The 15,072-nt window shown below is 71.0% G+C and carries 9 protein-coding genes and 1 pseudogene; 3 read left to right on the top strand and 7 right to left on the bottom strand.

Features of this window, described 5'->3' with window-relative positions; translation table 11 throughout:
* Positions 1 to 31 precede the first annotated feature (31 nt).
* Positions 32 to 802 (top strand): phosphotransferase enzyme family protein, encoded by a 771-nt coding sequence (locus tag PFX91_RS08690; RefSeq protein ID WP_285730733.1) that lies wholly within the window; start codon positions 32 to 34, stop codon positions 800 to 802.
* 24 nt (positions 803 to 826) lie between these two features.
* On the opposite strand, the pseudogene PFX91_RS08685 reads toward PFX91_RS08690, so the two are convergent.
* Positions 827 to 1,373: pseudogene (locus PFX91_RS08685) on the bottom strand (class I SAM-dependent DNA methyltransferase).
* A gap of 460 nt (positions 1,374 to 1,833) precedes the next feature.
* Between PFX91_RS08685 and erm the strand changes: the two are divergent.
* The gene (gene erm, locus PFX91_RS08680; protein ID WP_502888284.1) at positions 1,834 to 2,616 is read left to right on the top strand and encodes an ErmE/ErmH/ErmO/ErmR family 23S rRNA (adenine(2058)-N(6))-methyltransferase; all 783 of its coding nucleotides are present in this window, start codon (positions 1,834 to 1,836) and stop codon (positions 2,614 to 2,616) included.
* 60 nt (positions 2,617 to 2,676) lie between these two features.
* Here the strand turns inward: erm and treZ are convergent, their stop codons facing one another.
* From treZ to treY, 3 genes are all read right to left on the bottom strand, one after another.
* Complete coding sequence (treZ, locus tag PFX91_RS08675) at positions 2,677 to 4,497, bottom strand: malto-oligosyltrehalose trehalohydrolase (protein WP_285730729.1); 1,821 nt, start codon at positions 4,495 to 4,497, stop codon at positions 2,677 to 2,679.
* 56 nt (positions 4,498 to 4,553) lie between these two features.
* A complete protein-coding gene (locus PFX91_RS08670) occupies positions 4,554 to 5,423 on the bottom strand; it encodes a putative RNA methyltransferase (RefSeq protein WP_502888283.1) in 870 nt (289 codons plus the stop codon).
* Positions 5,424 to 5,501: 78 nt separating this feature from the next.
* The gene (gene treY, locus PFX91_RS08665; RefSeq protein WP_285730726.1) at positions 5,502 to 7,889 is read right to left on the bottom strand and encodes a malto-oligosyltrehalose synthase; all 2,388 of its coding nucleotides are present in this window, start codon (positions 7,887 to 7,889) and stop codon (positions 5,502 to 5,504) included.
* Between the two features lie 201 nt (positions 7,890 to 8,090).
* On the opposite strand from treY, the gene pstS reads away from it, so the two are divergent.
* Positions 8,091 to 9,236: a phosphate ABC transporter substrate-binding protein PstS gene (gene pstS, locus PFX91_RS08660; protein ID WP_285730725.1), complete on the top strand. Its 1,146-nt coding sequence runs from the start codon at positions 8,091 to 8,093 to the stop codon at positions 9,234 to 9,236.
* A 98-nt stretch (positions 9,237 to 9,334) separates the two neighbouring features.
* Here pstS and PFX91_RS08655 read toward each other — a convergent pair whose 3' ends face one another.
* The 3 genes from PFX91_RS08655 to PFX91_RS08645 all read right to left on the bottom strand — a co-directional run bounded on the left by PFX91_RS08655 (position 9,335) and on the right by PFX91_RS08645 (position 14,800).
* Positions 9,335 to 10,936 carry a glycosyltransferase family 2 protein gene (locus tag PFX91_RS08655; RefSeq protein ID WP_285730723.1) on the bottom strand — a complete coding sequence of 534 codons (1,602 nt, stop codon included), beginning with the start codon at positions 10,934 to 10,936 and terminating at the stop codon, positions 9,335 to 9,337.
* A gap of 487 nt (positions 10,937 to 11,423) precedes the next feature.
* Positions 11,424 to 12,425, bottom strand: coding sequence for a C40 family peptidase (locus PFX91_RS08650; protein WP_285730721.1), 1,002 nt, complete (start codon positions 12,423 to 12,425; stop codon positions 11,424 to 11,426).
* 476 nt (positions 12,426 to 12,901) lie between these two features.
* Entirely contained in the window at positions 12,902 to 14,800 is a 1,899-nt protein-coding gene (locus PFX91_RS08645; protein ID WP_285730719.1) for a S9 family peptidase, read from the bottom strand.
* Positions 14,801 to 15,072 lie beyond the last annotated feature (272 nt).

The raw sequence follows: 15,072 nt of genomic DNA, 5'->3' as shown, positions 1-15,072 counted from the left end.
CCCGCGACCGTCCCGTGGAGCATCGAATGCCGTGCGAGAGCGAGAAGGACAAGAAGAAGAGGTGCTGGAAGGCGGCAACGTCGCCGACCGGGTCGTACGCGTGGGCCCGACCGTGCGCAAACCCTGGCTGCCCTCCTCCCCGTCGGTGATGTCCCTGCTCGGGTACCTGCGAGCACGCGGATACGACGCCTCGCCCACCGCGCTCGGCCGGGACGGGCGGGGACGCCAGGTGCTCGGATACGTCCCCGGCACGATGGCCGACCGGATGGCCCCGATGACCGAGGATGAACTGCGCCGGCTCGGCGGACTCGTCCGCCGTCTCCACGACCTGACCGCCGCCTACCGACCCGACGGGAAGTCGGTATGGGAGGTGGCGATCCCCCACGAGCGTGAGGAGATTCTCTGCCACAACGACCTGGCACCGTGGAACCTGGTGCGCGACGAGGAGGCCTGGACCTTCATCGACTGGGACGGTGCGGGGCCGGGCACGCGCATGGGCGACCTGGGATACGCGGCGCACGGGTTCGTGCCGCTGCACGAGGGCGGCGACCCCGAGCGTGACGCGCGGCGGCTTCGCGCCCTGGCCGACGGCTACGGGTGCGATGAGGGGCAGCGCCGCGAACTTCCCGACGCGGTCCTGCGACGGGTGCGCGGCATGTACGACCTGCTGGTGGAGGGGGCCCGCACCGGAGACCAGCCGTGGGCGCGACTGCACGCCGAGGGTCACGCCGACCACTGGGGGGCGGCTTCGAGGTACGTGGCGCGCAACCGGAAGGTGTGGTCGGCGGCGCTGGTGGGCTGAGAGGCGCCGGAGGGAGGAGTCCGTTCAGCGGGCGGCCCAGACGAAGGCGGCCGAGATCGGGTGCCCGCGGAACCTCTCCCACGTGGGTTTGGCCGCCACCCAGGTGTCGTCCACGGTGACCTCGGCCATCTCGGCCAGGGTCCACCCGGCGGCCGTGGCGGCGCGCCTCGGCGTAGAAAGGCGCCAGGTCGGGCAGGTGCTCGTCGATGAGCGAGGCGACGGCCAGGTCGTAGGAGGCGTCGGGCAGACCGGTCCGACGCACGTCCCCGCGGGTGAGGCGGTCGTGGGCACCGCGGCGCTGGGCCAGTGCCGGCATCCCGGGGCTGAGGTCGACCCCGTCGATGTGGCCGATCCCCTGACGACGCAGCCAGGTCCCGGTGCGCCCGGTCCCACACCCCAGGTCGACGGCGCGGTCGAGGGCCGACCAGTCGGGAACGGTGAGGCCGTCCAGAAGGGTCAGGTCCATGGCGTCCAGGACGGAGGCCTCGTAGGTGCTCGACCAGCCGTCGTAGCCGGTGGCCACGTCGACGGTCCGGTATCGGCGGGTGTCGAAGTCCGCGAAGTCGGGCATGGTGGCGAGCATGCCCGGGTCAAGGGTGTGGGGGCGAGCCGTTTTCCACGCTCGTCCGGCGGCGGGAAAACCCGTTGCCGGCGCACCCGCCACGCTCCTACATTGGGGGCATGTGCTGCTTCCAGGCGATCGTCGGTGGGGTGTCGGCCCGACCGGCGACGTCCCACCTTCTTCTTGTGGCCCGCCCCCGGTCCGTGCGCCTGGACCGGTAGTCGGCCCGGTGCCCTTCCCTCCCGTCACGCCCTCGTTCCGAGCGCCGTGTCGGTGACCATGGCGCTTTTCTCCGTGTGACCTCGCCGGTCCAGGCCCAGCCGCGTCCCTGTCTCTCCTGGGACGGGCCGCCCGGACCTTCCTTCTTCGCGTGCCGTACGGCGCGCCCGTTCGTGCCGCCCGTCCCCGTCGGCCGCCTCCGGCGGCTGGAACGGACTTCGCTGTGGCACGTACCGAACGTTCTCCCCGCATGGGCACCGGTGACGACCGGCGCCGCTTCTCACAGAACTTCCTGACCGACTCCGCGTGGGCCCGTCGAGTGGTGCGCACCTCCGGTGTCGGCCCCGCCGACCTGGTGGTGGAGGTCGGGCCGGGGGACGGCGCGATCACGCGCTTCCTGGTCCCGGTCGCCCGCCGGGTGGTCGCCTACGAGATCGACCCTCGTCTGGCCGAACGGCTCCGTGAGCGCTACCGCGACTCCGGCGGGGCCGTACGGGTGGTGCGGGCCGACTTCACCCGGGCGCGCCCGCCGGGTGGGCAGTTCCACGTGGTGGGCAACATCCCCTACTCCCGCACCGCCGACATCGTGCGGTGGTGTCTGAACGCGCCCGGCCTGGTGTCGGCCACGCTCGTCACCCAGTGGGAGTACGCGCGCAAGCGCACCGGCGGCTTCGGACGGTGGAGCCGCCTGACGGTACTGACCTGGCCCGAGTGGTCGTGGTCGTTGGCCGGCCGGATCGACAGGCGGCGGTTTCGGCCGGTTCCTCGGGTGGACTCCGGGGTCCTGGTGTTGCGCAGGCGCAGGACCGCCCTGGTGGACCCGGATCGGATGGGCGGCTACCGGCGCATGGTGGAACTGGGTTTCGGCGGTGTGGGCGGGTCGTTGGGCGCGTCGCTGCGACGTGTCCACCCCGCCCGGCGGGTGGAGCGGGCACTGGCCCGGGCGGGGATCGCTCCGGGCACCCCCGTGGGGCATGTGAGTCCTGACCAGTGGCTGGCGGTGTTCGACGTGTTGGACGACCGATCCCGATGAAGACCGGCGGGGGACGTTGCCGAGGACCTCAGGGGGTCCCGGGGCGGGGTTCGGAGCGTCTTACTGGACGCGCATGAGGGCGAAGCACTCCCCCGGCAGCGTGACGGTGGCACCCGTGGTCCGTGGACGGCCGTTGGCCAGCAGGAGTTCGCTGGGGGCGGCGTCCAGTTCCACTTCGGCGTCGACGGAGTCGAGGTTGCACACCACCCTCAGGTCGCCCCGGAACAGGAGGACCTGCCGACCGTCGCCGCCGGTCACGACCTTGAAACGGTCCAGACGTGGGTCGGCCAGTTCCGGTTCCACGCGGCGCAGGGCGATCAGCGCCCGGTAGGTCTCCAGAACCGACGCGTGGGGATCGCGTTCGGTCTGAGACCAGTCCAGAACGGCGCTGTCGCGGGTGGCGGGGGCCATGGGGTCGGGGATGTCCTCCTCGGCCCACCCCAGGGCGGCGAACTCGCGGCGGCGGCCGTTGCGCACGCCCTCGACCAGCTCGGGGTCGGTGAAGGAGGCGAAGAAGGGCCAGGGTGTGGTGGCCGCCCACTCCTCCCCCATGAAGATCATGGGGGTGTAGGGCGAGCACAGCACCAGTGCGGCCCCGCACTCCAGCAGGCCGGGCGGGACGTGTTCGCCCATGCGGTCGCCGCGGGCGCGGTTGCCGATCTGGTCGTGGGTGCTCAGGTAGGCCAGGAAGCGGCTGCCGGGTGTGCGCGCGGTGTCCACGGGCGCACCGTGGGTGCGGCCTCGGAAGGTGGAGTAGGTGCCCGCGTGCCAGAAGGCGCGGGTGAGGGTGATGGGCAGGGCCGCGGGATCGGCGAAGTCGGCGTAGTAGCCGTGTGTCTCACCGGTGAGGGCGACGTGCAGGGCGTGGTGCACGTCGTCCGACCACTGGGCCGTCATGCCCAGTCCTCCGGCCTCGCGGGGCAGGACCGTGCGGGGGTCGTTGCGGTCGGACTCGGCGATGAGGGACAGTGGCCGGCCCAGGGTCGCGGCCAGGGCGTCGACCTCCGCGGACAGTTCGGTGAGCATAGGGACGGCGCGGTCGTCACGCAGGGCGTGCACGGCGTCCAGGCGCAACCCGTCCAGGTGGTAGTGGCGCAGCCAGTCCAGGGCGTTGTCGATGACCATGCGACGTACGGGGTCGGAGTCGGGTCCGTCCAGGTTGAGGGAGGGTCCCCAGGCGTTCTCACCTCGGAAGTAGGGGCCGAAGCGGGGAAGATAGGCACCGGAGGGACCCAGGTGGTTGTAGACCACGTCCAGTAGGACGGCCAGTCCCCGGGCGTGACAGGCGTCGACGAGGGCCTTGAGCGCGTCGGGGCCTCCGTAGGGCTCGTGCACGGCCGCCCACAGGACACCGTCGTAACCCCATCCGTGGGTGCCGTCGAAGGCGTTGACCGGCATGAGTTCGACATGGGTGACGCCGAGGTCGACCAGGTGGTCGAGCCGATCGGCCACGGCGGCGAAGGTGCCCTGGGGGGTGAAGGTGCCCACGTGGAGCTCGTAGACGACCGCGCCGTCGAGGGGGCGACCGGTCCAGTCGGCGTCGGTCCAGGCGAAGGCGGTGTGGTCGTGGACGCGGCTCGGGCCGTGGACCCCGTGGGGTTGGTGGAGTGAACGCGGGTCGGGCAACGGTCGCGGGTCATCGTCCAGGAGGTAGGAGTATGCGGTGCCGGGTCCGGCGTCGTCGACCTGGGCACGCCACCAGCCGTCGTCGTCGCGTCGCATGGGAAGGTCCCGGTCCTCGCCTGCGTCCGCACCGTGCAGACGCAGGCGGACACGTTCCCGGTGAGGTGCCCATACGGCGAAGTCGCCGACGACGCCGACCCCCGGGACGACGGGTGTGGCGATGGTGTCCGATGTTGCCAGAATGGTCTCTTTGCTCACGGAGAGTGACCTACCCGGCCGTGGTGCCCGTCACCCCTGTGCGTCCAGACTCCTGTTCACGATCCCGACTCTCCGGGACCACGGAGGGAACGGGGCCGGTAGGTGTGCAGGCGTACCGACGCGGTCACGGCGGGGAGGCGGGGCAGGGAGGCGATCCGTGAGCGCAGTTCCTCCGGGGGGATGTGACGGGCGCTGGGCCCCATGCCGACCACGGTCGCGGTGTCGGTGCGGCCCAGTTCCATGGGGAAGCGCACCTCCTCGGTGCCGGCCGGGGCGAAGTGATCGTGCAGGGAGTCGGCGAGGCGCTCCTCCTTGTGCGGGTCCACCTTCAGCAGGCCCAGCGGCCCACGGAGTTCGGCGAGGTGGTCGGCGGCCGGGACGACCACCAGCAGCACGCCACCGGGCTTGAGGATCCTGTGGAACTCGGCGGCGTTGCGCGGCGCGAACACGTTGAGCAGGGCGTCGACGGAGCCCTCTTTCAGCGGTAGTCCCCGCCAGACGTCGGCCGTCACCGCTCCGCCGCGTTCGTGGGCACGGGCCGCCTTGCGTGCGGCGAACTTGGACACGTCGGCGGTCAGCCCCACGGCGTCGGGCAGCGCCGCCAGGACGGCGGCCAGATGGTGACCGGTTCCGCCTCCGATGTCGACGACCAACGGTGCCGGGGCGGTGAGCTCGCGGATCAGCGCGGCGGCCAACGCGTGGGAGATCGGGTCGTGGTGTCCCGCCTCCTGGAACCTGAGGCGGTCGGCGACCATCTCCCTGCTGTCACCGGTCCCCGGTGGCGTGGCCCCGGTGAGCAGGCTGGCGTACCCTTCACGGGCCACGTTGAAGCTGTGCCCCGTGGCGCAGGCCAGACCGCGCTCGCCCAGGGCCAGGCCGGCCCCGCAGGCCGGACAGGCCAGGGCGGCCGCGACGGACTCGGGCATCCGCAGTCCGGGGCCGGTGTGGTGTGTGGTGTTCGCGCGCGCCATGGTCGCGGCCAGCCTACCGCGCGCGTGCGCGCCTCAGTTCCGGGTCAGGACGGCCACGGGGTAGGCGTCGAGCACCTCCTCCAGGCGTGCCAGGGTCGGCCCGTCGCCGCGTTCGGGCGCCAGGACCCGTCCGGTGAGCCGGTCGGTCCATTCTCCGGGCCCCCAGGGCAGTGCCAGCACGGTCCGGTCCCATCCGCCCGAGTCGGCCAGGGTCAGCGGCAGCCTGGTGGCGATCACCACCAGGTCGGGATGGGCGGCGCGGGTGGAGGTGCGCGCGAAGGCCAGGGCGTGGCGGGCGGCCGGGCCCGAGGCCGTGAGCGGCAGGTATCCCCGCGGGCGCAGTTCCCGGCGTGCGCGCAGACACGTACGTACCAGGTGCAGCTTCGCCGCCCCGGTGGCGTCCACCGGCGGGCGCCATCCCCGTTCGATGCGCGACAGCAGGTCGATGCGCGCCTGGTGGTCCACGGGCCTGCGGTTGTCGGGGTCGACCAGGGACAGGTCCCATAGCTCGGTGCCCTGGTAGAGGTCCGGAACGCCCGGTCCCAGCAGCTGCACGGCCTTTTGTCCCAGGGAGTTGCTCCATCCGGCCTCGCGTACCGATTCCACCACGGAGACGACCTCTCCGCGCAGGGCGGTGTCGTTGAACACCCGTGCGGGCCAGGCCCGCACGCGCTCCTCGACGTCGGGATCGGGGTCGGTCCAGGAGGTGACCAGGCGCGCCTCCCGGGCGGCCTTGATCAGGTACCCGGCCAGACGCTCCTCACCGATGGGCCAGGCCCCGACCAGGGTCTGCCAGCCCAGGAGGTTGAGCGCGGGTTCGGGCAGGGCGCACCTTTCGGTCCAGCGACGCACGGCCTCGGTGAATCCCTCGGCGACCTCGCTCAGGGCGGCCAGGCGTGCGCGCACGTCCTCGGAACGCTTGGTGTCGTGGGTGGACAGCGTGGTCATGGTGTACGGTGCGGCCGCCTCGCGGCGTAGCGCGGCGTCGTGGAACTCCTCGGGCGTGACCGCGAAGTCGGCGGGGTCCCCGCCCACCTCGTTGAGCGCGACGAACCTGGTGGCGCGGTAGAACGCGGTGTTCTCGGTGCCCATCGCCACGACCATCCCGCTGGTCTGTTGGATGCGTCGCGCGGCCTCCCCGTGGGGGTCTTGACGCACCCTGCGGTCGATGGCCTCCAGGTCCAGGGCCAGGTCGGGCCGTCGCTCGGTGGCGGTCCGTACCGCACGGGCCCAATCTCGTTCGCCCTCGGGAAGGTAGGAGCGGTACACGTCGAAGGCGCACAGGAGTTCGGCGACGGCCTCCTGTCGTCGGCGCACCGACGCGGGTGCGGCTTCCCCGCCTCCCCGGGGCGGTCGGGGCGGCAGCAGGGCGGCGATGCGCAGCACCTCGGTGCGCAGCAGCTCGTGGGCGGCGTGGCGGCGTGCCCGTGCGTCGGTCTCGGCCACGTCCACCTCCACCCCGTGGTCCAGGGCCAGGGTGGTCATGTCGGCCTCCCCGGAGGGGTCGACGAACACCCCGCACACCTGGCGTAGGGCGTCGTAGCCGGTGGTCCCGGCCACGGGCCAGGAGGGAGGCAGGTCCTCTCGCGGGGCCAGGATCTTCTCCACCACGATCCAGCCGTCGAAGCGCTCGGCGAGCCTGCGCAGGTACCCCCCGGGGTCGGTGAGTCCGTCCACGTGGTCCACCCGCAACCCGTCGAGCCGGCCCTGGGCGGCCCAGCGCAGGATCTCGGCGTGGACGGCCTCGAAGACCTCGGGGTCCTCCACCCGCACCGCGGCCAGTTCACTGACGTCGAAGAACCTGCGATAGGTGAGCTCACCGTTCCCGCGTCGCCAGGACACCAGACGATAGTGCTGGCGCCCGTGCACCTGTGCGACCGTGTCGCCGGGGGCGTGGGTGCCCGGGGCGAGCGGGTAACCCTTGTCGTGGTAGAGGAGGCGGTCACCGTCGATGGTCAGTTCGGCCAGGGCGGCCTCACCGCCGTCTCCGTCGTCTCCCAGCACGGGGATCAGGATCGGGCCGGCGTCGAAGTCGACGTCGAAGTAGTGCGCGTACACCGACTTCCGTCCGTGGGCGAGGACGTCCCACCACCAGGGGTTGGCGTCCGCCCGCACCACGGACATGTGGTTGGGCACGATGTCCGCGACCACGCCCATGCCGAGTGCGTGCGCCTTGGCCGTCAGGGCCTCGCGGGCGGTGTCCCCGCCCAGTTCGGGCGAGACCCGGGTGGGATCGACCACGTCGTAGCCGTGTGAGGACCCCGGGGCCGCGGTGAGCATCGGGGACAGGTAGAGGGCGCCGACCCCGAGCCGGTCCAGGTAGTCGAGCAGTCCTGCGGCGTCGTCCAGGGTGAGGCCGGGCCCCAGTTGCAGGCGGTAGGTTGACGTCGGAGCGGATGTTGTGGATTTCTCGCTGGTCACGCGGGTATGCGTGCCCGCGCCGTCCGCGTGTCATGCACACCGGTCCGGATGAGCGCCATCCCATACGGGGCCGCTTTGGGGGTGGTGGTCCAGCGGTGGTTAAATTCTTCGGCGGTGCTCCATCACCGGCGACGTCTCCGTTCGGGGACGTGCGACGGTGAACTCAGGCCACCGACACCGACGAAGGGGATAGAAGCAGTCGTGCTCCCGTCCAACAAGCGCACCAGGACCGGTTCTTCGCGCCACCGCGGCGTCCGTCGGGGCACGGCCTCGGCCGCGCTGGCCGTCCTGCTCCTGGCCATCACCGCCTGCGGCAGCGACGACGCCGTTCGCGACGGTTCCGCACCGGAGGTCCCCGACGATCTGGAGTGCTTCTCCGGCAGCCTGTCCGGGGCCGGTTCCAGCGCCCAGGAGAACGCCATGACGGCGTGGATCGCCGGTTACCAGGGGGGCTGCGAGGAAGCGCGCGTCTACTACAACTCGATCGGTTCGGGCGGTGGTCGCAGCCAGTTCATCGACGGTGCGGTGACCTTCGCCGGAACCGACTCGGCGATGGACCCGGAGGAGAACGCCGACGCCCGGGAACGGTGCGGTGGTTCGGACACCATCAACCTGCCCGCCTACGTGGTGGCGATCGCGGTGGTGTTCAACCTGGAGGGCGTGGACTCGCTGAACCTGCGGCCGGAGACGGTGGCGGGGATCTTCAACCAGGACATCACCCGTTGGGACGACCCCGAGATCGCCGAGGACAACCCGGACGTGGACCTGCCGGACATGGCCATCACCCCGGTCAACCGCTCCGACGAGTCCGGCACGACCGAGAACTTCACCCATTACCTGGAACAGGCGGCGCCGGACGCCTGGCCGCATGAGGCCGACGGCCAGTGGCCGCTCACCCCCCGCGAGTCCGCCCAGGGCAACAGCGGGATCGCCGACACGGTCAAGCGGGCGGAAGGCTCCATCGGCTACGTGGAGATGTCGCACATGCACGGCATGTCCGCCGCCTCCATCGGTGTCGGCGACGAGTTCGTGGAGATCTCCCCGGAGGCCGCAGCCCAGGTGGTCGCGGGCTCCCCGCGACGCGAGGACAACCCCAGCGAGTACGACCTGGCGCTGGACCTGGACTACGGCACGACCGAGGCGGGCAGCTACCCGGTGGTCCTGGTCAGCTACGAGACGGTGTGCCTGGACTACCCCGACGACCAGGAGGCGGAGAGGGTCAAGGCGTTCCTGCGGTACGTGGTCAGCCCCGAGGGACAGGAGTTGGCCTCGCAGGAGACCGGTTCGGCCCCGGTCAACGACACCCTGCGCGAACAGCTGCTGGAGTCCATCGACGCCGTGAGCTGACCTCACACGCTCAGGCCCCTTCGAGAAACGGGACCTTCGGCGCCTTGAGGACTCATGGGCGCTGCGGAACAGCGGTCCGCAAGGGACTTCGACGGGCTCTAACTCCGCTCCCCCCGGAGGCGCTGCCGGGCGCGCTGCCATCCCGCGCGCAGCCATCCGCGCGTCTCCGCGACGTCGCCGAGGTCGTCCTCGTCCGTGTCGTACCCCTCGGGGTCGTTCGGAGGCGGCGGTGCGGGCACCTCCGTTCTGTCCGGCCGCAGGGGCGGCGCCGACCTGTACAGCGACAGGTCCACCAAGGTCTCCTCCCCGGCGTGGATGCGGTAGCGGCCGTGCAGCGCGGCGACCACGTCGCCGAGGTCCTCGCCCTCGTCGCACACCCGTATGGCCCTGGCCAAAGCGCGGGTGCGCCACAGTCGCACACCGGTGTCGCGTGTGGGCGAGGCCGCGGGGAAGAGTTCGGTGAGTCCGGCGTGGGCGCGCTCCGCGCTGGCCAGCAGTCTGGACAGGGCGAGCTGACCCAGACCCCACACGACCGGGACCTGGAGCATGAAGGGCGAGGGGAAACCGGTGCGGGGCGCCGAGGCGGCGAAGGAGATCCGGGGCTCGCGCAGGTAGTTGGCCTGGACCAGGCGTAGGTCCATCGAGGAGCCGCCCGGCCCCGCAGAGCCCTGTTGCGCTCCCTCCCAGTCCCCGACGAGGGTCAGGACCATGTCGTCCTCAGCGCTGACCAACAGTCGGTCCACGCAGCTGCGGACCAGGCCGTAGGGGGCACCGGAGACGTCGACGACCGCGTGCACCAGCGGTGTGCGGCGCCGATGGGCCGGCACCCTCTCACGGTAGGCGTGCGGGTGCGGCATGTACTCGGCCAGCACCTCGGTGCGAAAACGCTCGGAGGGCAGCCGGGTACGCGCGGTGCCCGCGCGACCCACGTGCCAGCCGATGGCGGCCTGTTCGGGCAGCATGACCGCGCCCGCCTGCCAGAGGCGGTAGCCGAACTCGGTGTCCTGGCCGAGGTCCAGGTCGGGGTCCACTCCTCCCGTGGCCTCGTACAGGCTGCGGCGCACGCCCGCCGCCGCGCCGACATAGGCGTGGAAGCCCAGGTGGTCGGCGTTGCACAGCCCGTCGCTTCCGGCCAGGAGGTGCTCGATCCACTCGTGGTGTCGTCCGGTCTCCAGGGTCTGACCGAGGGTTCCGGCGCGGGCCAGTGCCAGGACCTCGGCGGGACTGCCGGGGCCGGTGTCGGCGAAGCGGACCCTGCCGAGGGTGACCGTCTCGGCGTGCACGTGGTGCCAGCGCGCCTGGGCCTCGACGAACTCGGGACACACGATCATGTCGGCGTCCATCCACAGCAGGATGTCACCGGTGCTGGAGTGGGCGCCGTAGGCGCGGGCGTACCCGGCGCCCCAACCGCCTTCGGGCGCGGTGAGCACCCGGCACCGCGCGGGGCGCAACGCGGGCAGACGCAGGGGCGGGGAGGAGTGGTCGTCCACGACCACGACCTCCATCAGGTCCTCGGGATAGGTCTGTGCGGCGAGCGAGGCCAGGGCCAGGTCGAGGCGCCGCTGTCCGCCGCGCGCCGGGATGACGACGCTCACGCTCAGATCGGGAGTCCAACGTCCGATGTCGGGCGGCGTCAGCACACTCCAGTCGTTACAGAAGACACGGGTGAGGACGCGTTCCACCCGGCCACGGCGAGACACTCCGTCAACATGGGACCCTACGTGCTTATTACGTGACACAAAGTCACCATACCCCCGTTTGCCTGCTCCACGGAGTCCTTACCCCATGTGTCAGCAAACGGTCTTCGGCCACCCGTTTCGGAGAACATGACGGGAGACGCACCGCGACGCGGGGCGACGCCATCCCGACCACCATCGACCCCTTCCGCGGTGCGACGGGGACCTGAGCACCCACATGTCGCAAGGGCGACCCCGGCCACCGGTGCGGCCACGACGGCCCTGTCCAGCAGACCGACCAGTACCGACGACGACCGGAAGAGTCGATGACCATCGCGACGCCCACGGTGCCCTCGGGAAGAAGACGTCCCCTTCCGGAAAGGACACGCCGTACGCGCCGTCAGCGGCCCCCTCGCGCACGGTGACGGCCCGAGCGATCACGCGGAGCCGCTCGGGCCGTGCACATCGGACCCGCCTCTCAGGGCGCCCTGAGCACGGGGACCTTCGCCGTCTAACCGACGCGGACCGCCACGGTGAAGACGCTGTCCCAGTAGGCCGCCAGGGAGATCTCCTCCAGGGGTTTGGACGGGTTGGATCCGTGGATCATATTGCCGTTGCCGGAGTAGATGCCCACGTGGCTGGGGGCGGACTCGCTGTAGAAGAACAGCAGGTCCCCGGGCCGGACCTGGTCACGCGGGACGCGGGTGCCGGCGTTGACCTGGTCGTAGGTGGTGCGGGGCAGGTCGACACCGGCCTGGGCCCAGGCCGCCTGGACCAGTCCCGAGCAGTCGTAGCCGTTCGGCCCCGTACCGCCCCACACGTACGGCTTGCCGATCTGGGCACGGGCGAAGTCCAAGACGGCCTGGACCCCGCCGGACACCGCGGCCGTCTCCGTACCTCCGGAGGAGGCCTCTGCCGCGGTCGGATCCTCACCGCCCAGGCTCTCCAGGACCTCGGCCTGTTCCTCCAGGGCGGTCTCGCCCTCCTCCTGCGCGGTCTCGGCGTCGGCCAACGCCTCGGCCGCCTCGCTCTCGGCCTCGGCGGCCTGCTCGTGCAGCTCCTCGGCGCGCTCCACCTCGGCGACGTAGTCGGCCAGGACGGTGTCCTGACCCACCGACAGGAAGTTCAGATCGGCGATGTTCTGGAGGGAGTCGTCGGGGTCGCCCCCGAACAGGACCGTGAACAGGCTGTGCGTGGACCCGGTGTAGGCGGTCCGGGCGATTCCCGAGACCTTGCCGGACATGGCCTCCAGCTCCTCCTCGGCCTCCTCCAGCTGTTCCTCGATCTCCTCCAGCTCGGTTTCCGCGGCCTCGTGGTCCTCCTCGGCCTGGTTGTAGGTCTCGTTGAGACCGGAGAGCTCCTCTTGGAGTCGCTCGTAGCGCTCTCGCGCCTCCTCCTCAGTGGGTTCGGCCATGGCGACGCCCGAGGACAGGACGACCGCGCCCAGAGTGGCGCAGCCGATCGTCGCGATGCGACGCCTGGCGCGCGAACCGGGTTCGGGGTTGCGAGTCAAGGGACCGACTGCCTTTCTCCCACACCCGTCTACCGACGCATCCTGAGGGCACGCCTACGACAGGCGTGTGGGGATGTGGTGTCAGGGGGATCCCGGCGAGCGGCGTGTGACAAGGGCCGCGGGGGCGCGCCGGCTGCGACGGCCTCTACTCTTGGGAAGAGGACTGCTGATGAGCAGAGCGAGACGGGAACCGGACACTGTCACCCTTGTGGTGACTAACGGTGCGTTCCGGCCTGAGGGAACACTAAACGACCCCAAGGGGCGCACGCGACCCTTTCGTTACCTTCCCTTGGTCGACCTCGCGGCCTGCTCCTTCTCGATGGAGAGCACGAGAACCCGTACCAGCACGCGGAATCGGGGAATATCTCTGCCCGTTCCCCGCGCCTCGAAACAAGGAAGAACCACGTAGAAAAGTGATATGCATCATAGAAAACAGGACTGTGCCGTGGGGCGGGATTCCTCCCGCCCCACACCTCTCACAAGTAGCGCCGCCACCAGTCCAGGATGGCCTCGAAACGGGCGACCCGGTGGCTGGGCAGCCCCGAACGCGACAGTTCGTGCCCCTCACCGGGGAAGAGCAGCATCTCCGTCTCGTGTCCACGCAGTTTGAGCGCCACGAACAGTCGCTGCGCCTGCTCCACCGGACAGCGCCAGTCCTCCTCGGAGTGGATGATCAGCAGTGGGACGTCGATCTGGTCGGCGTAGGAGAGCGGGCTCTCCTTCGCCCAGGTCTGCGGCGGCCCGTACAACGGCCCCGGGAAGAACGCGCCGATGTCGGAGGAACCCTGGAAGCTGTCGATGGCGTTGACCGCGCGTTCGCTGATCGCGGCCCTGAAGCGCTCGCCGTGGTGGGCGCAGATCCAGGTGGTCATGAACCCACCGTGGGAGCCGCCCATGACGCCGACCTTCGAGGAGTCGAGCCTGGCGTCCTTGAGCGCCTCGTCCAGAAAGGCCAGGACGTCGGTGGCGGTGGTCCGTCCCACCGAGCCGATCACGGCCCGACCGTGCTCGTGCCCGTAGCCGGAGGAACCCCGCGGATTGCACATGACCACCGCGTACCCGGCCGCGGCGAGGACCTGGACCTCGTCGAAGAGCTGGTGACCGTACTGGGTGAACGGCCCTCCGTGGATCATGAGCACGACCGGGTGCGGGCCCTCCCCTTCGGGAAGGGTCACCCAGCCGTGAACGGGATGGCCCTCGTCGGTGTGCGCCGTCAACTCCGTCATCGGCAGCGGGTCCAGGGCGCCCGCGAGGTCCGTGAGCGCCCGCGTGCCCTCGTCGGTGACCACGAGCAGCTCACCACTGCTACGACCGTCGGCGACGACCGCGACGGTGACACCGCCCGCGACGGCGAAGGACTGCACCTGCACCCGGCCCCCGATGAGGGGCTCGGGCTCGCCCCCACCGAATGGGACCCGTACCAGCTCCACCGAGCCCTGGACCTCCGCCGACCCCCACAGCCCCTCGTCGGTGACCTCCGGCCCCTGGGCCATCCGGGGACCGTGATCGGGCGTGAGCCGGGTGGGCGCCGCCGAGGCGTCGGCCGGCACCGACCACAGGGCGGTGGTCTGCCCCACGAAGTCGTTCAGGTCCGGGCCGAGTTCATCGCCCAGGAAGTAGACGGTGGCGCCGTCCCGGGAGAAGACGCCGTGTCCGGCGTCCAGAGTCTGGGCGGTGACCCGACGCGGTTCGGCCCCCTCCTCCGGCGCGCACGCCCACAGGTCGCGGACCAGGTCGGTGTCGCGCGTGGCGTGACGTGCGGCGGAGAAGAGCAACTCGGAACCGTCCGGGCTCCAGGACACGGAGGAGTGGTCGAAGTCCCCGCGGGTCACCTGGACCGGCTCCCCCGCCTCATCGGAGGGGGTGATCGGCGCGGAGACGAACACGTGCGAGCGTCTGTCGTTGGTGAAGCCGAGACCGTCCAGCCTGTACTTGAGCCGCGTGATGCGCCGGGGCGGTTCCTTGCCCGGCTCGACGTCCACATAGCGACCCTCCTCGGGAACGCGGGCGGTGTAGGCGACCCGGGTGGAGTCGGGACTCCAGGCCGGGGTACCCGCGCCCAGTGGGTGCGAGGTGATCTTCCAGGGTTCGCCGCCGTCCGCGGGCAGGATGTGGATCTGGGGCCGCTTGTTCTCGTCGGGGCGTAGGAAGGCGATCCAGCGCCCGTCGGGTGAGAAGACCGGAGCGTTGTCCCGGTCCCCCCGGGTGAGCCGGGCGGGCGGGGCCGAACCGTCGGTGGGGACCGACCACAGGGAGCCGAGGTAGGCGTCCTCCTCCAGGTCCGGCCGGGTCACGGCGAAGACCGCACGGCTTCCGTCAGGGGACAGCGTCGGCGCGCTGAGGGTGTGCAGATGGACGATGTCAGCAGGTTTCATATACGCGGTGGCCGTCCCGGCGCGGGGAGCGCCGTGACCGCCCCTCCTTCTTCGTCTGCGGTGGATCCGTCGTTCGGGTCGACCGCGTACCGGGCACGGCGAAACCGCTTGGGGTCCCGTCGTTCGAACTCGGGTGCGCTCCGGTCAGGAGGCACCCAGAGGGACCCTATCCAGCCCTCTTACCGGAAATCCAGGCACTTTCCTGGCATGAGGGTAGGTGTGCACACACTTTCTCGGCGCGAGGACCGCGGCTCTTCTCCGTTGGAGGCTCC

The organism is Nocardiopsis sp. ATB16-24 (assembly GCF_030271535.1).
In the GTDB taxonomy this organism is placed as follows: domain Bacteria; phylum Actinomycetota; class Actinomycetes; order Streptosporangiales; family Streptosporangiaceae; genus Nocardiopsis.
Note: the sequence above shows the minus strand (reverse complement) of the source record. Positions and strands in the feature narration are given on the sequence as shown.

Bases quoted from the DNA above. Each gene is read 5' to 3' on its own strand.
- PFX91_RS08670 (WP_502888283.1), bottom strand. From the start codon at position 5,423: ATGCCCGAGTCCGTCGCGGCCGCCCTGGCCTGTCCGGCCTGCGGGGCC.
- erm (WP_502888284.1), top strand. From the start codon at position 1,834: ATGGGCACCGGTGACGACCGGCGCCGCTTCTCACAGAACTTCCTGACC.
- PFX91_RS08645 (WP_285730719.1), bottom strand. From the start codon at position 14,800: ATGAAACCTGCTGACATCGTCCATCTGCACACCCTCAGCGCGCCGACG.